Origin of the sequence: Flavobacterium granuli, from assembly GCF_900129705.1 — a bacterium.
Lineage (GTDB): Bacteria > Bacteroidota > Bacteroidia > Flavobacteriales > Flavobacteriaceae > Flavobacterium > Flavobacterium granuli.
Genome location: NZ_FQWO01000001.1, coordinates 87,977 through 109,785, shown reverse-complemented (window position 1 = coordinate 109,785; position 21,809 = coordinate 87,977). Strand labels below are relative to the sequence as shown.

Genomic DNA, 21,809 nt, shown 5'->3' with positions numbered 1-21,809 from the left:
GCGGGATTTATTTCACATCAGAAGTAAGCCTCTTTTAATATTTTTCGCATCTTGTTTCTTTTTTAGATCAATAAGGAAAGCTTTATAGTGTATAAATTCAGAGTCTTTTGGGTTGATTTGTAAAACGAAGTTGATTTGGCCTAATAGATGTTCAAGGAAATTGGTTTGGTCAATTTCTTTGAATTCACGGTGTTCATCGATGCCAAATTTTTTAATGTAATACATCGTTTGTCTCAATGTATTGCGTTTATGGAATACCACCTGTGGTTTTTCATTGACGACTATTCCTGTCACAGTTTGTCTTCTATCAGGAGTCATGAGTTTGGTTTTGGCGGCATTAATTTTAAAGTCTAGTTTTTCAATGGTTTCGGTCACCTTATGGAGTAATTTTTTTTCGTCAAAATCTCCGGAAAAACTCAAATCATCGGCATAACGGGTGTATCTTATTTTGTGTTCTTTGCAATAATCAGAGATCATAAGATCGGCATCTTTAAAGATAAGATTGGAGAGAAAGGGGCTTGTAGGTGCTCCCTGTGGCAATCGACCGTCACGAGTACATAATTGGGCAAGCAAATTAGAGATGTTTTTCGAATAGCCCAATTCAGTAAATATTCTTTCAACTGCTTCTATTTTGATGGATGGGAAAAAATTTTCCAAATCCAGTGTAAATACCTTGGGTTGGTTTTTATGGAATTTGAGGTTTTCAATAATACTGATATTGGGTCTGTATGCTTTGGCAAAAGGACTCACGGGGAGTTTGTAAAGGATTTCTTTAAGAATCCAATGTTGTATTTCCATTAAACTCGGCAGAGGTTCAGATATGGGCCTTTTCTTGCCGTTTTTTTTGGTGATTTCGAAATCACGGTAAAAATATTTGGTGTGATGTGCCGCTTTTTTTAGGTATTCTTTTTTGTAACCCACCAAAACTGCCAGATGTGAGCTGTTATATATAACGGGAACATCTTTAGTTAGTAAAATCTGGGCATAATCCAGGCAGCTTAGAATATTTTGTTGTGAGTAGCCTATTTTTAGGGCTTCTTTAGTAAAAGAGTCTTTGTAGTGTACAAAATCCATAGCGTCTGAATCATTAATGGAGTGAGGACTTTTAGAGTCACTCACTCCCATTAGGAATACGGGTTTAAAAGGTTCGGAGCTCTGCGTAGAGCCTTTTAAACCAGTGCTTGAAAGAACATTCAATTACAGAACAGTGACTCACGGCTCCGACGCTAGCTGAGCTAACACAATCTTTAGAAACAATCAGAAAGGCAATTCATTTTGTAATGGAACATATACTGTTTTCTTGCCCAATTTTGGGATCTTATTTCTCAAATCTTTTTGGATCCATTCTTCTTTTTTTCTCTTTTTATGGGTGATTTTATCCACTTTTAATTATATTGTGTTGTTTTTAATAAATTCAATTTCAGTTGTTTAACCTTAAATTTAAAACATAAATTTACAAAATAAAAAACAATAAATTAGGATTGGTTTAATTTTTTTAGAAGTTATTTTTAATAAATTTTTTTGAATCTTTTATAAGGAAAATAAGTAACTACACTAAGGATTAATCTTGCTGTCCAATACGACAGCCAATTCATTAAATAGGAAGAGATGTTGTTTCTTTTTTTTAGGGATTTGGGTGTTATTTTGTCACATTGGGCTATGATTTTGTTGAGGTGTGACAAATAAGTATTTGAAAAAGCGACCGATTTGATTTCAGCATTTATTTCGAGACTTCCATAAGAACTTAGATTGTTCAGGTTGAATGAACCAATGGTGGTCCAACAACCATCTACTACTGCCGCTTTTCCATGTAATATCGTTTTATTCCATTCGTATAATTCAATATTATTCTTAAGAAGGGAGGAGTAAATATGATAGGTCGCTCTTCTGGAAAGCGGAATATCTGAAATTCCGGATAATATTAATTTTATTTTCACGTTGTTTTTAGCCGCTTTCTTTAGCGCATTTTCTAACCTTCTGCCCGGAAGAAAATAACTTCCTACAATAATTATTTCCTTTTCGGCATTGTTAAAAGCGTTGATGTAGGCTTTATAAATTTCATTTTTTCGTTTTAACCAATCGTTTTGAATAATACTGATGGCGGTATCTTCTTGGGTCAGAAAAACAGATTTTATTTTTTTTCGGAACAGATGTCTTTTTTTAAAGAATAAATCCCTGCAAAGCAATTGAAGTGTTTTAGCAATATTAGAATCGTTAATTTGTATCGAATAATCTAGCCAAGGCGCTTTTGTGGCTGTTCCTAAGTAATTTTCGGAAATATTAATCCCGCCAATCAAGGTCAAACGAGCATCGCAAACGACTAGTTTGTGGTGTAATCTTCGACCCATATAGAATGAGTTTGCAGAAAAGAAAGGAGAAAAAAAGCGAAAATGTATTCCCAGTTGCGTTAAATGGTTTATTTCCTCTTTTGGAAATGTAAACGACCCAAAACCATCCAGCAAAAGGTATATTTTTACATGACGTGCTGCCGCTTTTTTTAGTTCTTCCAGAATTTTTTTTCCTGCAGAATCATTTTTGAAAATATAGAATTGCAGGTGAATTTCATATTTTGAGTTTTGAATGATTTCTTCTAATCGGGAAAAATAATTCGTTCCGCTGTATACCAGCTCCAAGCTTTCTTCGGCTTCAGAGATGTAATTACTCGTTAGCATAAGTTTTTTGGGTTTTAACCTCTTTGATTAACAGAAATTCTAAAAGATTCTCGGTATCCAGAGTACCGATAAATTGATTGTTTTCCATGACAAGCATTAAATTGGATTTATTGCTGAAAACCATTTCAAAAATGTCTTCCAAAAGTGTTTCTACGTCAAGGAAAATCAGGTTTTTATTCATAGCAGTATGTATAGGGATATTTTCTCCTTTTTGGGAAAGAGCTAATATCATTTGGTCTCGGTTTAATGTTCCAACGGGTTCACCGTTTTCGGTAATTAGAAAAATCTTGGATTGGCTATCAAGCAACAAATCAACGGCTGTTTTTATAGGTTCATTGGAATCGATAGATTGGTATTGCTTCATTAACACATCACGTACTTTGTATCCTTTTAGAATGTATTTGGATTCGGTATATTCGGTCTCCATTTGTGCCCCCATTATGACAAATAATCCTATGAAAATTAGAAAAGGATTCGAAAAAAAACCTAAAATAATAAAACCTACGGCTAAAAGTTGCCCAATACGTGCCGCAATTTTAGTTGCCACATGTCTTTTGAATTTGAAGGCAAGTAATGCTCTGAGAATTCTTCCGCCATCCATGGGGAAAGCTGGAATCAAATTAAAAACAGCCAGCACTATATTTACGATAAAGAAGTTAAGAAAAAAATTATGTGCATTTATTCCCCCGGATAGTTGTGTGGCCATTAATTCAGGGTTTTCTGGTAGTGTAATAAAAAAGCCCGTTATTAGGGCTAAACCAAGGTTGACCATTGGTCCGGCAATGGCAACAATCAATTCCTCTGAAGGTTTTTCGGGTAGTCTTTCCAGTCTAGCTAATCCGCCTATGGGAAGTAAAGTAATGTCTTTGGTTGTGATGCCAAAGTTTTTTGCGGCCAAAGCATGCCCTAATTCGTGTAAAACAACAGTAATAAAAATACTCATAATGAATCCCACAGACCAAAAAATCTGAATTGCATTATAACCTGATTGATAATTAATAAAAATGATGAAGGCAATCAGTAATGAAAATGTCCAATGAATAAATAAACCAATTCCTGAAATTTTCCCGAGTTTGAATGTTCCTTTCATTTTTTTTAAATTTAGTACTATTCGATAGTAGAATTATATGAAATAAGCTTAAATTATTAAAAAAATAGCAGCTTGTATTGTGTTTTTAGAAAAAAAAGTCTAGGGCTGTACTAATTTACGATATTTTTTTAAGAATCTAAAGAATTTGAAATTAAGAATAATACGGTATAGAATTGCTCGGTTGTCTAAATGAACTGCTAAATAAGCTGTTTCTCAATTGAAGAGGATAAACTTTGGAATAGCAGAAAAAAAAGGAATTCTGTTTTCAGTTCAATTCATTTTCTGAAATGCCATTGTATTCCCAAGCATTCAAATTAGCAATGGTACTAACGGCAATTCCCTGTAAAGCTTCTTTGGTCAAAAAGCCCTGATGTCCTGTAATCAATACATTAGGATGGGAACGAAGGATTGTAAACAGATTATCCTCGATTTTTTTATTGATGTGGTTGCGAAAAAAGATTGTTTTCTCTTTTTCATATACGTCCAAACCAGCGGCGGCAATAGTTCCGGTATTTAATGCTTCTATTAAGTCTTCGGTATTTACAATCATACCACGGGCGGTATTGATAAAAAAAACGCCTTCTTTCATCTGTTTGAAAAGACTTCTATTCAACATAAATTTTGTTTCAGGATTAAGCGGACAATGAATCGAAATCACATCTGAATTTTGACATAGTTGTTCTATCGTTGTATAAGTAATATTGGTTTCCAGAATCAGTTTTTTATTCTCCTTCGGGTCACAAGCCAATAATTTACAGCCAAAGCCATGCATTATTTTTGCGAATGCAGAACCTATTTTTCCGGTTCCAATAATTCCAACTGTTTTTCCATGTAAATCAAAACCAATCAGATTATCCAAACGATAATCTCCCATGAGCATTAATTTTTGTCCCAGAATAAGTTTACGATTTAATGCCATCAACAAAGCAGTTGCATGCTCTGCAACAGAATAAGGAGAGTAGCTAGGGATATTAGCCACTTTAATCCCTAGTGATCGAGCTTTTTTCAGATCAATATTGTCGTAGCCTACTGATCGTAAAGCGATGTATTTGATGCCATAGGTATATAGTTTTTCTAACATTTGGGCAGTTGCATAATCTGAAGTGAAAAGGGAAATAGCGTCAAAACCTTTGGCAAGATTCACAGTCTTCTCATTTAATGGCTGGTCAGTATAGACTAATTCAAGTTTGCCATGTGTTGCTTTTTCTAAGAATGGCTTGTCAAAACCATAGGTACTATACACGAGTATTTTCATGATTCCTGTTTTTTATTTCCAATGTGGAAGATTTCCTAAGTCATTTTGTTTACTGGTATTTCTTTTACATTCCAAAAGCATAATAGTAAAAAGTGGGGTCTCCGGCATATTTTCCTTCAATCATTATTCCTCCTTCTTGATCTTGTACAGCTTCCAAGAAAGATTTAACTGTGCTTATCGGTTTTCTGTTTACCGATGTAATCACAAATCCTGGTTGTATGTCAGTCAATCGCTTTAATTTGCCGTCATAGAGTTTGGTGATTTTTAAGCCATTCATCACATTATACTTCTTTTTTTGGTCTTCTTTATTGATTTCTGTGAGTTCGACTCCTAATTCTTTTAGTAAGTTGGTATTTATTGTTGGTGTTTGTAAAGTATATTTTTTGAGTGTTACTGTCAACTCCTTTTCGTCTTTACTATTTCGGATTAGTTTGATTTTAACTGGATCACCGGGGCGTTTTCGTGAAACAATTTCCTGTAATTTTGAAGCAGTGGCTGTTTCAATGTTATCGATACTTATGATGACATCTTTGGCTCTAATTCCGGCTTCTTTGGCAGCTCCGTTAACCATTACACTGTCTACATAGACTCCGTTGGCTCGATTAATATTTATTTCTTTTGCCAAGCTACTGTTTAAGTCTCGGATACTCATGCCTAAAGTACCTCTTTGTACAGAACCAAAATTTAAAAGATCGTTGATAACTTTTTTTACAATATCTACGGGAATGGCAAATGCATAACCGGCATAGACTCCTGTGGGCGTTGCAATAGCGGTGTTAATACCGATTAGTTTTCCTTCTAGGTTTACTAAAGCGCCACCGCTGTTTCCAGGATTTACAGCTGCATCAGTTTGAATGAAAGATTCAATGGCTCCCTGTTCCTTTAGAATATTAATGTTTCTGGCTTTGGCGCTTACAATCCCGGCAGTAACAGTCGAGGCCAGATTAAAAGGATTTCCCACGGCAACTACCCAGTCTCCAACTTCTGTTATGTCGCTATCGCCAAATTGGATAAAAGAAAGATTTTTTTCTTCAATTTTAAGCAGAGCCAGATCTGTTAGCGGATCAGTACCAATAATTTTTGCAGGATAGGACCTCCCGTCAAATAAGGTGACATTAATTTCATCAGCCCCTTTTATTACATGATTATTGGTGGTAATATACCCATCATTGGTGAGAATCACTCCCGAAGCACTACCAATTATTGGTTCAGAGTTGCCTTGTGGAAATCTTGGGTCTTGGAACTTGAATTCTCTAAAAAAGGGATTGTCCTTAAAAAAATCTTTAAAAGGATCTGGAAGATTATCCTGATCTTTATAATCGTAGTCAGGAACTCTAGATTTAAAGGTGCTTTTGATATTAACAACTCCGGGCATGGCTGTTTTAGCGGCATTTCTAAAATTGACTAAGCCGGTATAAGAAACATTATCCGTTTGTTGGGAAGTGTTTTTTTGAAACTCTTCAATGTCCTTTTCTGTTTTTTTTTCCTGTGACTGACATCCTTGAAGGAAAAACAGTAGGATTGATAAACATATTAAATTCATTTTTCTAAATGGTATCATATTTGAAATTTATTTTATTAAACTTTTAGTTTTTCTGCTACCAAAATATTTTTGATTCCTTTAATGATGGCATCGGGATTAAAAGAGATACTGTCAATTCCTTCTTCCACTAAAAATTGAGTAAATTCAGGGATATCGCTAGGTGCTTGCCCGCACAAGCCTACTTTTATTTTGTTTCGTTTTGCGGCTTGAATTGTTTTTTTTATTAAAGTTTTTACTGCAGAATTTTCTTCATTAAATAAATAGCTTACCAGTTCAGAATCTCGATCTAGACCAAGGGTAAGTTGCGTTAAGTCATTCGAACCAATGGAAAATCCGTCAAAAATGTCTGCAAATTCATCCGCTAACAGCACATTACTTGGGATCTCGATCATGACATAGACTTCCAAATCGTTTTCACCTTGTATTAATCCATTTTTAGCCATTTCTGAAATGACTTTTTTGGCCTCTTCTATCGTCCTGCAAAAAGGAATCATCAGTTTTACATTGAGCAATCCCATCTCGTTTCGCACTTTTTTCATGGCTTCACATTCCAAAGCGAAACCTTTTTGATAATATTTACTGTAATACCGGGAAGCTCCTCGAAAACCGATCATAGGATTTTCTTCATGAGGTTCGAAATATTTACCACCGATGAGATTAGCATATTCATTGCTTTTAAAATCGCTCATCCTGACAATGACCTCTTTAGGGTAAAAAGCGGCTGCGACATGAGATACGGCTTCTGCTAGTTTATCGATAAAATAACTTTTACCGTCAGTATAGTTGCCAATCGTTTTTTTTATTTTGGCAGCAACTGTTTTGTTTGTTATTGTATCGGGTTCGCAAAAAGCAAGGGGGTGTATTTTTATTGTATTAGAAATGACAAATTCCATTCGCATTAATCCTACACCTTGATTGGGATAAGCACTCAATTCAAAAGCTCTTTCGGGGTCTGAAATAATTAACATTGGATCTGTGTTAGGCATGGAAAGTAAGCTGAAATCCTGTTCGGTTATTACCCAATCGAGTTGTCCATCATAAACTTTACCTTCTTTGCCTTCGGCACAACAAACGGTGATTTGCTGACCGTTTTTTATATTTTTGGTGGCATTGCCTGTCCCTACAACAGCTATGGTGCCCAACTCCCGAGCCACAATGGCTGCATGGCTTGTACGTCCACCTTTATTGGTGATGATTGCGGCCGATTTTTTCATAATCGGATCCCAATCTGGATTTGTCAAATCTGTGACAAGGATTTCTCCTTCCAATAATTGATTTCCTTCTTTCGGATGATGCAAAATTCGGGCTTTTCCAGAGGTTATCTTATCTCCTAATGCAATTCCTTTTGTTATTAGTTTTCCTTTTTCTTTGAGTTTGTAAATCTCTTGGACTTGTTTTTTTAATTTGCTATGAATAGTTTCAGGACGTGCCTGAACAATATAAAGTTGGTTGTTTAATCCATCTTTGGCCCACTCAATATCCATTGGTTTATTATAATACTTTTCGATGCTATCGCAGCATTGTGACAATTGAATTACTTCAGAGTCATTTAACGAGAATTGATTTTGTTTTTCTTTGAGGGTTGGTTTATTACTAATTGTATTTTCTGCTGAACTGGCGATTGAATTTTTAGTATAAATCATCGTAAATTCTTTTCGACCACATTGTTTTTTTAGAATAGGATTATAGTCTTTATTGTACAAAGTTGGTTTGAAAACCATCCATTCATCAGGAGTTACAGTCCCTTGAACAATGTTTTCCCCAAGCCCCCAACAGCTGTTAATGATGATTGTATTTTTGAATCCGCTATCCGGATCGATTGTAAATGCTACGCCGGAAGCCGCTTTGTCACTGCGTACCATTTGCTGAATCCCTACTGAAATTGCAATATCCATTTTAGAAAAGCCCATGTCATGACGATATTTTATAGCACGGTCCGTGAATAACGAGGCATAACAGTGAATTATGGCATCGAGTAGCTGTTCTTCTCCGGTAATATTTAGAAAGGATTCCATTCTTCCGGCAAAACTGGCTGAGGGTAAATCTTCGGCAGTAGCACTGCTTCGTACAGCGACACTAAGATTTTTGAAGTCGTTCTGTTCGCTTAGACATTGGTATGCTTCTAGGATTTCATTTTTAATTGTTACTGGTAAGCTTTTAGACAGAATAATCTCTCGGGCTTTTTGACCAATTTTTGAAAGGTTAGAATTGGTTTTTAAATCTAGGGAGAGAAATAAATCATTCAGTTCATCTTCTATGTTGTTTTCTTTGCAGAATAACCGATAAGCATTGGCTGTCAAAGCAAAACCATCCGGAACTTTAATTCCCATAGGACTGAGTTGGCTAAACATTTCTCCCAAAGAAGCATTCTTACCACCTACTTTATCAATGTCAGTGATGCGAATTTGATTAAAAAACAGAATTTGTTTAAAATGTCTCATGCCTTTTTTTGAAATGATTTTAGAGTACTTTTATTATTTCGTATACTAGATGATATAAAACACGAACATTGGTGTGGTTCGCTATGCTATGCTGTAGTTTGGCGAAAAATCATTTAGGCAATTTGGGGACTACCTTGTTTTTGGCGTTTGGAAAGAAATCAATAGTAAGTTTTCAACTTCTTAAAGCCGCTAGTGTAAATTTAATCATTTTATTTTTTTTATTGTATAAAACAGTTTGTTATTTTAATTGTAATTAATTGTTTAGTAGTGATTTATGATTTTTTTTGTTAAATGTTTTTGTAGATTTTAAGTTAAGGGTTATTCTGTTTTGAAAGCAGAAATTTTTCCATGTTGATAGGAGTTTTTTCTTTGGTTCCTAATTTTATGGAATGGATATCTTAGATTATGGTATTTCCAATTTTCTATTTCCACATCTGTTAAAAAGATTTACATTTGCCATTCTTGTAAAAGAGGGATTCATCCATTTTTTCAGGTTTCTACGTCTTGAATAAAGCTTTGGTTATGTTTTTATCTCTATAATTATTGGTTTTATTATCCATATTCGGAATCATGAATTTTCCGGCGGCTTATTATTTTATGAATTTTATAAAAAAGAATGAAACAATACTTTAATTTATTCGACTTTGCTCAAAAAGTAAATTACAAAACAGAAATTTTAGCCGGCTTAACAGTGGCTATGACTATGATTCCTGAATCATTGTCGTTTGCGATCTTAGCTGGATTTCCTCCGTTGGTAGGATTATATGCCGCCTTTATTATGGGTTTGGTTACTGCAATTTTTGGAGGTCGACCTGGATTGATTTCCGGTGGAGCAGGAGCAACGGTCATCGTATTGATTGCTTTGATGAAATCTCATGGTTTAGAATATGTTTTTGCAGCGGTGGCAGTGGCAGGTGTACTGCAAATAATGGTAGGCTTGTTTAAATTAGGGAAATTCATACGTTTGGTACCACAGCCCGTGATGTTTGGTTTTGTAAACGGTTTGGCGATTATTATTTTTATGTCTCAATTAGAACAATTCAAAACAATGATCAATGGAGAGTCAGTCTGGCTTTCTGGCAATCCAATGTTTATTATGGTAGCTCTGGTGGCATTAACGATAGCGATTGTGATTTTTTTTCCAAAAATAACCAAAGCTGTTCCAGCTTCATTAGTGGCTATTATTGTCGTTTTTATCGTAGTTTTAGGTTTGGGAATTCAGACTAAAACAGTGGCTGATATCGCATCGATTAGCGGTGGATTCCCTCCATTTCACATTCCTGAAATTCCTTTGAATTTTGAAACTTTACAACTGATTTTTCCTTATGCTTTAATTATGGCCTCGGTAGGATTGACCGAAGGATTGTTGACTTTAAACTTAGTGGATGAGATTACGGGGACAAAAGGCAGGGGTAATCGCGAATGTATTGCTCAGGGAAGTGCTAATATTTTGAATGGTTTTTTCTTTGGTATGGGAGGATGTCCTATGATTGCTCAAACATTGGTAAATCTCTCTGCAGGTTCCAGAGCTCGTCTGTCAGGTATTGTTGCTGCATTAACGATTCTGGTGATTATTTTGTTTGCAGCGCCCGTAATTGAAAAATTGCCAATTGCGGCTTTGGTCGGTGTGATGATTATGGTGGCCATAGGAACCTTTGAATGGCTTAGTTTTCGAATTATCAATAAAATGCCAAAACACGATATTTTTGTATTGCTATTAGTGACGGTAATCACGGTTGTACTTCATAATTTGGCTTTAGCTGTTTTAATTGGAGTCATTATTTCGGCCTTGGTTTTTGCTTGGGAAAGTGCCAAACGCATTCGTGCCAGGAAATATATTGATGACAAAGGGGTAAAACATTACGAAATATTTGGTCCGCTATTCTTTGGATCTACGGCAGCATTTGCAGAAAAATTTGATGTTTCTAATGATCCGCAGGAAGTGATCATTGATTTTAAGGAAAGTAAAATTTCCGATATGAGCGCTATTGATGCCGTAAATAAAATTACGGAACGCTATGCCAAAGTGGGTAAGAAAATCCATCTTCGTCATTTAAGCGCCGATTGCCGTCAGCTGTTACAAAACGCCGAAGGAGTTATTGAAATTAACATCATGGAAGATCCTACCTATAAAGTGGCTGTGGATTGATTTTGAAATCTCTTGGATGTAAAAAAGCTTTCTTTTATTTAATGTTCAGAGCTCTTTTGTGATGGAGGGAATTAAAGATGATTTTGTTTGTCCTAATAATAGATATCCAAAACAATATTCTTTTTAGAATTGTCAATTAGTTTTTCAATTCTTTTGTAGTATTTCTCATTAACCATCGGACATCCTAAACTGTGGCATATTTGGTTTTGCTGCTCTTCATAAGGTACGCTTTCAAATTTATGGAGTACGATGTTTCTATTAAAGGCATTATTGTTTGTGCTTTCTAATCCATACAATTTGTAGGCTTTGCCAAACTTACCTTGATAGCTTTTTCCAATGGAATATTTACCCAGAGCAGTGCAGAAAGAACTATTTTCATTGCTGAATTTTTGAGAACCATCCTCTTTTATTTTTGAGCCCAAACCATGTGCTACTAATCCTTGGTCAATTATGCTGTCATTTTTTAAATCATAAATAAAAAATCTGTTTTTTCCAGACATGATTTTCATATCAATGAAAAAGGCAATTTCTTCATTGTAATTGGGGTTATTACGGACTAATTTCTTTATTGAATTTACTTGTTGCAGCAGTTTTTCTACTGTTGAATTGTCAGACTCTAGATAGGTCAAAGTACCAGTTTCAAAATCTTTCGAGAAAATTTTGACACTTAAAAATAATAGCCCGATTGAGATTAATATAAAAGGTATTCTTCTCATTATTATCTGTTTGTATGGACGATTTCTATTTGATTTTGAGAATTGATAAAAACATTTTTTTATTAATTCCTGATTTTTTGAGGCAGTTTATTTTTAAAATGCAAAGGTAATAAAATAAATTAATGCTGTGCAAATAGCTGAAAGTTAAATGTTTGTATTTTTTTTATCAATAAATGGAGGAAAGTGTTAACGGAAGCTTAAAAATTAATAAGGACAGACATCGTAAAAGATTATTGCGACTATCAAATTTTGATTGGATTTTTTTTGGGAAAACGAAATACAACTGGAATTTCAAAATAATAACTTAAATTTTCTTTCAAAACTTTTTTTGGCGTTTAAACATACCAATGCAGTTGTGTTATTGGGGCTAATATTATTAAAGCTACTTATCATAAGTTGTAATAAAATACAGTATTTTTGTAGAGAAAAAAGAGTATATAATTACAGATTTATTACAAATGAACCAGAGCTTATCCGGTATGAAACAGTTACAAGAGGTATCGCTCTAAGTGCATCCACGGTATTAGAGGATAAACAAAAATAGTATGCTGCTTATTCAGGAAAGTATTGTGACAGCGAAAAATGGCTAGAGGTTGAGGTTGTTGTCTGCTGTTTCGATACGGTGGCGTATAACCTTATAGCGGTGAATGATGATTGAAAAGATGATTTTTTATTGTGAGAATAACAACATGGAGGAAACTGTACAACAAAAGCAGGATTTTTATATTTAAACCAATAATATATTAGCTAAAAAGAGCTTATGAAATTCAATTATATAGTAGTCTTAGTATTTATTTTTACTTTATTTTCTGCAAATGCTCAGCAAGATGTACAGTTTTCAGACTATAAACTTAACATGTCAAGTTTTAACCCTGCATTTGCCGGTTTTTTTGATGGAAGTGTATTGTTGATACACCGAACACAGTTTGTAGGACTGGATGGTGCTCCGGAAAGTAAGAACCTCAATGTCAATATTCCTCTGACGTTGAACATGGGAACCGGTTTTAATGTCATTAGTGATAAGCTTGGAATAACGGAGGAATTAGTTGTAACGGCAGACTATTCCTATACCATTTTTATTGACGATTTAAACATGTTTACTTTTGGTCTTAAGGGAGGTTTTAATTTGTTAAATGTTGATTACTCACTTCTTGATATCAAAGATATGGGCGATTATAGTTTTGAAAATAATATTGAGAATAAAGTATCTCCCCGAGTTGGTGTTGGTTTTTTGTTCAATACCCCAAGTTGGTTTGTAAGTTTATCTACTCCTAATTTTATTAAAGAAAACTACAATCCTACCGTTAAAGTAGCGACTGTCACTACAAGGCCTCATATTTATTTTTCAACAGGATATCAAATGCCATTGAATGATGAATTGCTGTTTAAGCCTTCGATACTGGCTAAGGCAGTTGCAGGAGCACCTTTGGCAATAGATTTGGCTTTAAATTTTGAATTTCAGGAAAAATTCCGTTTTGGAGCTTCTTATCGTTGGGATTCAGCGATTACTGGGATTGTAGGAATGAACATGCTTAAAGATTTTCAGGCTGGTTACGCTTATGATTATTCTACAACTAACTTAGGGAAATTTGCTCCATCATCGCATCAATTTTATCTCAAGTATACATTCAGACAGTCAAAAGACATGCGTAGAGAGTGTGCTAGTTGTAGCTTTATCAATTCGGCTGATAATATAGGATTTTAGTCTTTGTCTAAAGTTTAGAAAGAAATAAAAAAAAACCTTGTAATCAATTTTACAAGGTTTTTTTGTGGAGTCGCCGGGAATCGAACCCGGGTCCAAACAAGCAACTAAAAGGCTTTCTACACGTTTATTTCCTGATTGGATTTTCGATAGTGCGCTAGGCCAGAAACAGCCACACACTACTTATCTTCTTAATTTCGAAATCCACCCGAAGCTTATGGAAATCTAGGTTTATTTTTACGGTTCCCCTGTATTGACCGCCACAAACCAAGGCTTTCAAGGAGAATCCAGCTTTCCTATCTGATAGGAACGTGGCGTAATCTTACTATAATTCGGATTATGCAGCTAAAGCGTAGTTATTTTCGCCGTTTAAAATGGTAAGATCTTATATTTACGAGCAAGGTCTCAATGCTCGACGTGCTTACTTCTCAATTCGACTTGCTGTCAAAACCAGTCGACCCCTTTTTTTAAATTCAAAAATGAATTTGAGTTTGCAAATATACAATTAAAACTGGTATAATTTAGGCAGAACTCTAAACTCTATTGCAAAAATCATTCCTCTTTATCCAAACGGAAGGGATAGTCTCCAAATAGGCTAGATAATTTCCGAACTTGATATGTTTTTGTAGTAAATTTATTAGACAAGGCAATAATAGTTACCTTTTCATTTCTTAAAGTAATATAAGAAGAGGTATTCCCATGCCACCAACCGTTATGAAAATAGAAATTTTGTCCTGTATCCCAATTAATCATACGTATGCCCAAACCATAATTTTTTATTCCTTTATGCTCGTTACTGTATCCCATATATACTTCGCTCAATAATTTTGGATTTAAGAAATCAGGAGCATTGCTGGCACGGTCAAATTTCAATAAATCTCGCGGTGTAGAATAGATGTTTTTGTCGCCATACACAGCATCCAAAAAATCTTTGCCAATTTCCACCTTGTTTCCTTTATAAGATGGAACTACGCTATCTTTATCGTTTTCATAATCGAATACAAAGCTGTCCTTCATTCCTAGAGGTTTGAAAACCATTTCTTCCATTGCTTTTTTATAACTCAATTTTGTCACTTTTTCAATTATTAATGCCAGCATGGCATAATTGGTGTTGCAATAACTGAATCGGGTATCTGTTTTGGATTCTAAACCAATGTCTTTGGTAGCCATTAAAGTTAGAATATCTTGATTGGTAAGGATGTTATGACGGTCCCAAATTTCTTTTTTATCAGCAAAATAAGCATAATTTTTCATGCCGCTTCGATGATTTAGAAGTGTTTTTATCGTAACATCCGGATAAGGAAATTCCTTTAGAATAGTATTTACCTTTTGATCTAAATCAATTCTTTTTGCATTTATTAATTTTAATATCACGGCAGCCGTAATTACCTTACTGACTGATGCTAAATGCAAGGGAGTAGTAGCTGTAATCGGTTTTTTGGTTTTAAAATTGGTATAGCCTTCGTATTTTTCATAAATGATTTGACCATTTTTTGCCACGAGAAGACTGCCATTTAAACTATTGTTTGGCCAGTTTTTGCTATAAAAAGAATCAATGGATCTTTTTTTGGATTGAACATATTGAGCTGTTAATTTAGGGAGTTCATTGTTTAAAGGCTTCATCTTGGGCAATGTACTTTTTGGAAGTTTATCATCGCTTAATTCTACCTTCTTTTTCTCTTTTGCACAAGAGGACAATACTAGTGCGAGCACAAGTATTTGTAGTATATTTGTTTTTTTTATAAAAATCATTGTGGTGTGGTACTGAAAGGCAAATATATAGAATCAATCCCTTTTGAGGAGTGTTTTTAGTAAAAGCTTATTGCTGTATTTTGTTAAAGTTTGTTGCTGATTTTGTATTATTTTGGGCTTCAGCTTTTAATAATTTTTGACAAATAAAGGTTTATAGTAAAAGAAAGATAAATTTGATTTAAAATGTTATATTTGTAACAAAAATCAATAATAAAGTTATATAAATAAATACTATTGAAGAATATGAAATTCGGAGTTATAAAAGAGAGAAAAAATCCGCCTGACCGAAGAGTCGTTTTCTCGCCGGAGGAATTAGAAAGATTGAAAGGACTGTATCAGGAAGCTGGGATTAAGGTAGAATCCTCTGATATTCGAATTTTTACCGATGAACAATACCGTAATTTAGGGATTGAAGTTTCTGAAGATTTAAGCGATTGTGATGTTTTATTTGGAGTAAAAGAAGTTCCAATAGAATATTTAATGGCTGATAAGGCCTATTTCTTTTTTTCGCACACCATTAAAAAGCAACCTTACAACAGGAAGTTACTGCAGGCGATTCTCGAAAAAAACATCGATTTATACGATCACGAAACGATTATTGATGCCGAAAATAGAAGATTAATAGGTTTTGGACGCTATGCTGGAATTGTGGGCGCTTATAATAGTATTCGTGCTTTTGGGATAAAATTTGAATTGTTCAAATTGCCCAAAGCAGAAACACTTTCTGGAAAAGAGGAATTAATTTCATATTTAAAACGAATTGTTCTTCCTCCAATTAAATTTGTAGTTACCGGAACAGGAAAAGTTGGCAGTGGAGTAAAAGAAGTTCTGGACGCTATAAAGATCAAACAGGTCAGTGTTGAAAATTACTTAACTAAAAATTATACACAAGCCGTTTATGTCCAAATTGATGTTTTGGATTACAATAAGCGTATCGATGGAAGAGTTTTGGATTTTAAAGATTTTTACGATAATCCAAAAGAGTATATTTCTGATTTTGAAAGATTCACAAAGGTTTCTGATATAGTGATTACGGGTCATTTTTATGCCAATGAGGCGCCGGTTATTATTAGCAGAGAAATGCTTCAGGCCAATGATTGTAAGATTAAAATTATTGGGGATGTTTCCTGCGATGTTAATGGTCCTATTGCAAGTACTTTGAGGTCATCAACGATTGCTGAACCATTATACGGTTATTTGCCTTCTGAGAATCGGGAAGTGGATGTTTTTCATCCAGCCGCTATAGTCGTGATGGCTGTTGATAATCTTCCTTGCGAGCTTCCAAAAGATGCCAGTGAAGGCTTTGGCGCAATGTTTATGGAACATGTGATTCCAGCCTTTTTTAATGGGGATAAGGATGGTATTCTGAAAAGAGCCAAAATGACCGAAAAAGGAAAACTTACCCCTAGATTTGCTTATTTACAAGACTATGTTGACGGGAAATAGTTGTAAATTATGAATTGTTAATGTCAAACAGTAAGCAACTTTAAAATAAGAAAAAAAAAATAAATTGAAAACCCTGCAAATGTAAAAACATTACAGGGTTTTCAATTTATAACCCATAACTCATAACCCATAACTCATAACCCATAACTCATGACCCAGAGCTATTTTAAACCATATCTTCTGGTTTTACCCAAACGTCAAAATCCTCGGGCGTGACATAGCCTAAGCGCACGGCTTCTTCTTTTAATGTTGTTCCGTTTTTGTGAGCCGTTTGAGCAATTTCGGCCGATTTATAATAGCCAATTTTAGTATTTAAAGCCGTAACCAGCATCAATGAGTTATCAACCAGTTCTTTGATTCTTTTGTAGTTTGGTTCGATGCCTTGGGCGCAATGTTCGTCAAATGATACGCAGGCATCGCCTAATAATTGTGCCGATTGGAGAAAGTTGGCTGCCATTAGCGGTTTGAAAACATTCAATTCATAATGCCCTTGCATTCCGCCGACGGTAATTGCTACGTCATTGCCTATAACTTGGGCACAAACCATAGTCAAGGCTTCACATTGGGTAGGATTTACTTTCCCTGGCATGATAGAGGAACCGGGTTCGTTTTCGGGAATAATGATTTCACCAATTCCTGATCGGGGTCCAGAAGCTAACATGCGGATATCATTGGCGATTTTATTTAATGAAACGGCCAATTGCTTTAAAGCGCCATGAGTTTCCACTATGGCATCGTGAGCCGCGAGAGCTTCAAACTTATTCTCGGCAGTGACAAAGGGATGGCCTGTAAATTCAGCAATATATTGGGCCACTTTGAGGCCGTATCCTTCGGGAGTATTTAATCCCGTGCCTACGGCTGTTCCTCCCAAAGCCAGTTCAGATAAATGAGATAAGGTGTTTTTGACCGCTTTTAGGCCATGATTTAATTGGGAGACATAACCGGAAAGTTCTTGACCCAAAGTAAGGGGAGTGGCATCCATTAAATGTGTGCGGCCTATTTTTACAACAGTGTTGAATTGGATAGCTTTTTTTTGCAAAGTGTCCCTCAATCTTTCGACTCCGGGAATCGTAACTTCTACCACTGCTTTGTAAGAGGCGATATGCATAGCGGTAGGGAAAGTATCGTTAGACGATTGGGACTTGTTTACATCGTCATTGGCTTTGATAAATTGTTCGCCTTCACCAATGGCAAACCCTTTTAATACCTGAGCTCTATTGGCAATGACTTCGTTTATGTTCATGTTACTTTGGGTTCCTGAACCGGTTTGCCAAATAACTAATGGGAATTGATCGTCTAGTTTTCCTTCTAAAATTTCTTCGCAAACGGCTGCAATAGCATCGCGTTTTTCGATGGATAAAACACCCAAATCACAATTTGTATAAGCGGCCGCTTTCTTGAGAAAAGCAAAACCTTCGATAATCTCTTTTGGCATCGAAGCGACTGGTCCTATTTTGAAATTGTTTCTGGAACGTTCTGTCTGTGCGCCCCAGAATTTTTCTGCGGGTACCTGCACTTCTCCCATGGTGTCTTTTTCTGTTCTGAATTTCATTTTTATGCTTATTTGTTCAAAGTGATGAGATTTGTTTTTTGATAGTTACTTTTGATAAATAGGTAATGGCTCTATAATTATATCTAAATTTACGTATAAATACTATTTTATGAAAATTGATTTGGTTTTTTATTGCTAAGAAAAGATATTAAACTTACATTTGTGGCTACATTCAAAAATTCCGGAAAACATGTTTGAATTTTCACAGTATTTAGGCTTTTTACTTTTCTTAACCATTCTTACAATAGGATTTTGGTTAATGTTTTTCTTAGTAGGTTTCGTTCAGTATTGGATTGGAGGAGCTTTATGGGAAAGATACAAGGAAAAGAAAGCAAAGAAAGAACAATCAGTTTAACTGATTGTTTAATAAAAAAAGGATCCGTTTTTACGAGTCCTTTTTTTTTGGTCTAAACAATTCTGAATCTAAGTCTTTGGCTTTAAAAAGAAAATGATTAAGATGTTTGTATAAAAAAAGGACCCGTTTTCACGAGTCCTTTTTTGTTTATCCTGGAAAGTCACCTCCATTGTCGTTATTGTCATTTTTAGGTTGTCTTTCTCTTTCATTCTTCTGCTTGTTTATACGATAGGTAAAAGAAAGGCTAAATTGTCTTTTTCTCCATTGCATTTCAGAATAGGAATCTACAACACCAGCAAGATAGCTGTCCATCATTCTTTTTCTGGAATTGAAAACATCACTAATGTTAAAAGATAAGGTTCCTTTGTCTTTTAAGATGTCTTTGCTAAAGGCTAAGTTTGCGGCAAAAACACCTAGACTTCTACCTTGAGCATAGTTTTGCGGTCCGTTATAAGTAGCATTTGTTTGCCAGTCAATTTTATAAGGCAAGCTTACTTTTGATGTTATTCTAGTGTACCATGATGTAGTGGTATTGTCAAAATTTTGAACAATTTCTTGATTGTTAAAATCAGTATATACAAAGTTACCTTGGGTTTCGTTTCTGAAGAAATTGAAATTACCGTTTAGTTTCCACCATTTGTAAGGAGAATAATTTAAAGTAAATTCATAACCTGCTCTGTATTCAGTAGCCAAGTTTATTGGTGAGCTAATGATAATAGGTGTTCCGTTGACAAAATCACCCGATTCTCTTCTAGCAAATTGAAAAACATCGGTTGTTTTATTTACATATAAGGAAGTGTTAAGAGTCAATTTGTCCCAACGTTTGATATAACCAAGATCAATAGCATCTGTAAAAGCAGGATTTAAATCTGGATTTCCGGTGAAGATATTGATGTTACTGGATAAGTTGCTGAATGGATTTAACATTCTTCCTCTTGGTCTCGAGATTCTTCGGCTATAGCTGATAGAGGTACTGCTTTCATCAGAGATTTCATAAGTGAAAAAGGCGCTTGGAAAGAAATTGCTGTATTTTTTAGTATTGAAATCATTTGTGGCTAACTGATTGATATCAATATTTGAGTCTTCAAAACGCAATCCGAAAAGAGCTGAAAATTTATTAATTTTCATACCATACTGTGTGTAAATGGCATTTACTTTCTCTTTGTATTCTAATGTATTTGTAAAATTAGTGTTGATTACACCATCATTTTCCACTCTATAATCGGTAACCAATTTGCTGAAATCACCACGATAACCGGCTTCAAACTGACTTCCTTTTCCAAGAGGTAAAACATAATCCATTTGGATTAAATTCCTGTTTTGATCCTGATTATTGATTGTATTGTCAAATTTAACCTTGTTACTATTCGTAGCTTTATCGGTTATTATAGCATCATTTAAATCATTATTAGTAGAAAAGGAACCGTCAATGGTTAATTTATGACCGTCTTTTTTGAATTTTTTGGTAAAATTTGTAGAGAATTCAACATTTTCACTGTCACTATTTTCTTCATTTGTACGATTACGGGTGTAATCATAAACATAGTTTTGATCATAATTTTTTTGAAAAACATCATCCACATTATCTCCTTTGTTTTTTCGGTAGTTCAGGATGTTAGTCCATGAAGTGCTTTCATTTAGATATAGTTCTAAGCCAAAGTTACCATTATAACCTTTATTGTATCGGTCATTTTCTCTTGTTTCATTGACGTAATTTTTGGTCGTATTATCCGAATTTAAATAACGTGAATTAGTGATTGCACTTCCGGGACTGTTGCGGTAATTGTATCCTTGGGTTGTGAAAATATTGAAATTCTTAGATTTATAGCTCAATGTTCCGCTTAGACCATGATTGTCAGGAATTCCGGTTGAGGCAATAAAAGTACCGTTTAAGCCTTGGTTTTTCCCTTTTTTCAGAATAATATTTAATAAACCTCCACCACCTTCGGCATCATATCGGGCAGATGGATTTGTAATAACTTCTACTTTATCAATGGCATCGGCAGGAATTAATCGCAAAGCCTCGGCTATGTTAATGGCATTGGATGGTTTTCCGTCTATAAGTACCCTAACATTTTCATTTCCGCGAAGGCTTACGTTTCCTTCGACATCTACAGAAACTGATGGAATATTGTCTAAAACATCACTAACAGTTCCTCCTTTTACCATAAGGTCGTTTCCTACATTGTATACTTTTTTGTCTAGTTTAATCTCTACAGTCGATTTCTCGGCACGGATAATGACTTCGTTAAGTTGAGCAGCATCTTCTTCCAAAGCTATTTTACCTAGATTAGTACTAGACTGAAGATTTTTTTGCTTGATTTCATTTAGTTTAAAAGAAATAAACTCGATTTTTATGTCATAAACTCCTGATATGACGTCAATTGCAAATTCTCCTTTGGCATTTGTGATGCCACCAGCGATTGCTTTTGGATTTTTTGAATTTATAAAAGTTACCGTAGCATATTCTAGAGGTTGCTTGCTTATTTTTTCAATAACGGTACCTGTAATTTTTATTCTTTCTTTGGATGGCGCATTTTGCTGGGCAAAGCTCATTAGAAATGTAAATAAAAGGCTAATTGAAAAGAAGTACTTTAACTGGTATTTCATTTTAGTTTAAATTAAAAATTATGCGTGTAGGATTACAAAAAACGGGATTGGTTTAAAGGCTAAATCATAATATTCTGTTAAATGATTTATCGGGTCTCTAAAGGAATGAATTTAGTCGATCTAAGTCTCTGCCAATGATTGCTTTATTGTCTTTTATTACAATAGGTCTTTCTATCAAAATGGGATGAGAAACCATCGCTTGAATAATTTCAGAATCAGTAAGTTCTTTGTTTTTGAAATTTTCGATCCATATTTTTTCCTTTTGGCGAACTAAATCCAAGGGTTTGCTATCTAATTTATTTAGAATGGAAACCAATTCGTCAAAACTTGGAGGATTGTCTAAATAATTAATAACTTCATAGTCCAGCCCTGATTGCGTCATAAAAGCGAGGCAGTTTCTTGATTTTCCGCAACGCGGATTATGGTATACTTGTATCATGGGTTTTATTTTTTAAGAATTGTAGAAAATTGAATTTAAAAAACTAATTTAGAAGAAACAAAAATAGGCTTTGAGAATCAAGTTTCA

General features: G+C 34.7%; 15 protein-coding genes and 1 other RNA gene. 4 read left to right on the top strand and 12 right to left on the bottom strand.

The genetic code is table 11. The annotated features are described in order from the left end of the window. Positions 1-12: 12 nt before the first annotated feature. From BUB25_RS00445 to ppsA, 6 genes are all read right to left on the bottom strand, one after another. A complete protein-coding gene (locus BUB25_RS00445) occupies positions 13-1,125 on the bottom strand; it encodes a retron St85 family RNA-directed DNA polymerase (RefSeq protein ID WP_244533796.1) in 1,113 nt (370 codons plus the stop codon). A gap of 383 nt (positions 1,126-1,508) precedes the next feature. Then, on the bottom strand, positions 1,509-2,672 hold the full coding sequence (locus BUB25_RS00440) for a phospholipase D-like domain-containing protein (protein WP_072938070.1): 1,164 nt from the start codon (positions 2,670-2,672) through the stop codon (positions 1,509-1,511). Beyond that, the gene (locus BUB25_RS00435; RefSeq protein ID WP_072938068.1) at positions 2,659-3,762 is read right to left on the bottom strand and encodes a site-2 protease family protein; all 1,104 of its coding nucleotides are present in this window, start codon (positions 3,760-3,762) and stop codon (positions 2,659-2,661) included. Before BUB25_RS00435 ends, BUB25_RS00440 begins: the two co-directional genes overlap by 14 nt. A 265-nt stretch (positions 3,763-4,027) precedes the next feature. Then, on the bottom strand, positions 4,028-5,017 hold the full coding sequence (locus BUB25_RS00430; protein ID WP_072938066.1) for a 2-hydroxyacid dehydrogenase: 990 nt from the start codon (positions 5,015-5,017) through the stop codon (positions 4,028-4,030). A gap of 64 nt (positions 5,018-5,081) precedes the next feature. Then, complete coding sequence (locus tag BUB25_RS00425) at positions 5,082-6,560, bottom strand: Do family serine endopeptidase (RefSeq protein WP_072938064.1); 1,479 nt, start codon at positions 6,558-6,560, stop codon at positions 5,082-5,084. Between the two features lie 35 nt (positions 6,561-6,595). After that, complete coding sequence (gene ppsA / locus BUB25_RS00420) at positions 6,596-9,001, bottom strand: phosphoenolpyruvate synthase (RefSeq protein WP_072938062.1); 2,406 nt, start codon at positions 8,999-9,001, stop codon at positions 6,596-6,598. A 616-nt stretch (positions 9,002-9,617) separates the two neighbouring features. On the opposite strand from ppsA, the gene BUB25_RS00415 reads away from it, so the two are divergent. Then, on the top strand, positions 9,618-11,150 hold the full coding sequence (locus BUB25_RS00415; RefSeq protein WP_072938060.1) for a SulP family inorganic anion transporter: 1,533 nt from the start codon (positions 9,618-9,620) through the stop codon (positions 11,148-11,150). Positions 11,151-11,242: 92 nt separating this feature from the next. Here BUB25_RS00415 and BUB25_RS00410 read toward each other — a convergent pair whose 3' ends face one another. Next, on the bottom strand, positions 11,243-11,866 hold the full coding sequence (locus BUB25_RS00410) for a murein L,D-transpeptidase catalytic domain-containing protein (RefSeq protein WP_072938057.1): 624 nt from the start codon (positions 11,864-11,866) through the stop codon (positions 11,243-11,245). A 760-nt stretch (positions 11,867-12,626) separates the two neighbouring features. On the opposite strand from BUB25_RS00410, the gene BUB25_RS00400 reads away from it, so the two are divergent. Then, positions 12,627-13,571 (top strand): PorP/SprF family type IX secretion system membrane protein, encoded by a 945-nt coding sequence (locus BUB25_RS00400; RefSeq protein ID WP_072938052.1) that lies wholly within the window; start codon positions 12,627-12,629, stop codon positions 13,569-13,571. Positions 13,572-13,633: 62 nt separating this feature from the next. Here BUB25_RS00400 and ssrA read toward each other — a convergent pair. Continuing rightward, positions 13,634-14,030: a transfer-messenger RNA gene (gene ssrA / locus BUB25_RS00395) on the bottom strand. Between the two features lie 90 nt (positions 14,031-14,120). Next, positions 14,121-15,320, bottom strand: a complete 1,200-nt coding sequence (locus BUB25_RS00390) for a serine hydrolase domain-containing protein (protein WP_072938049.1) — start codon at positions 15,318-15,320, stop codon at positions 14,121-14,123. A 243-nt stretch (positions 15,321-15,563) separates the two neighbouring features. Between BUB25_RS00390 and BUB25_RS00385 the strand changes: the two genes are divergently transcribed. After that, the gene (locus tag BUB25_RS00385) at positions 15,564-16,766 is read left to right on the top strand and encodes an NAD(P)-dependent oxidoreductase (protein ID WP_072938047.1); all 1,203 of its coding nucleotides are present in this window, start codon (positions 15,564-15,566) and stop codon (positions 16,764-16,766) included. Between the two features lie 166 nt (positions 16,767-16,932). On the opposite strand, the gene fumC is transcribed toward BUB25_RS00385, so the two are convergent. Then, positions 16,933-18,318, bottom strand: a complete 1,386-nt coding sequence (gene fumC, locus BUB25_RS00380; RefSeq protein ID WP_072938045.1) for a class II fumarate hydratase — start codon at positions 18,316-18,318, stop codon at positions 16,933-16,935. Between the two features lie 190 nt (positions 18,319-18,508). On the opposite strand from fumC, the gene BUB25_RS16375 reads away from it, so the two are divergent. Further along, on the top strand, positions 18,509-18,673 hold the full coding sequence (locus tag BUB25_RS16375; protein WP_106357380.1) for a hypothetical protein: 165 nt from the start codon (positions 18,509-18,511) through the stop codon (positions 18,671-18,673). 147 nt (positions 18,674-18,820) lie between these two features. On the opposite strand, the gene BUB25_RS00375 is transcribed toward BUB25_RS16375, so the two are convergent. Next, a complete protein-coding gene (locus BUB25_RS00375; RefSeq protein WP_072938043.1) occupies positions 18,821-21,283 on the bottom strand; it encodes a TonB-dependent receptor in 2,463 nt (820 codons plus the stop codon). A gap of 97 nt (positions 21,284-21,380) precedes the next feature. Then, the gene (gene arsC, locus BUB25_RS00370; RefSeq protein WP_072938041.1) at positions 21,381-21,722 is read right to left on the bottom strand and encodes an arsenate reductase (glutaredoxin); all 342 of its coding nucleotides are present in this window, start codon (positions 21,720-21,722) and stop codon (positions 21,381-21,383) included. Between the last annotated feature and the right edge of the window lie 87 nt (positions 21,723-21,809).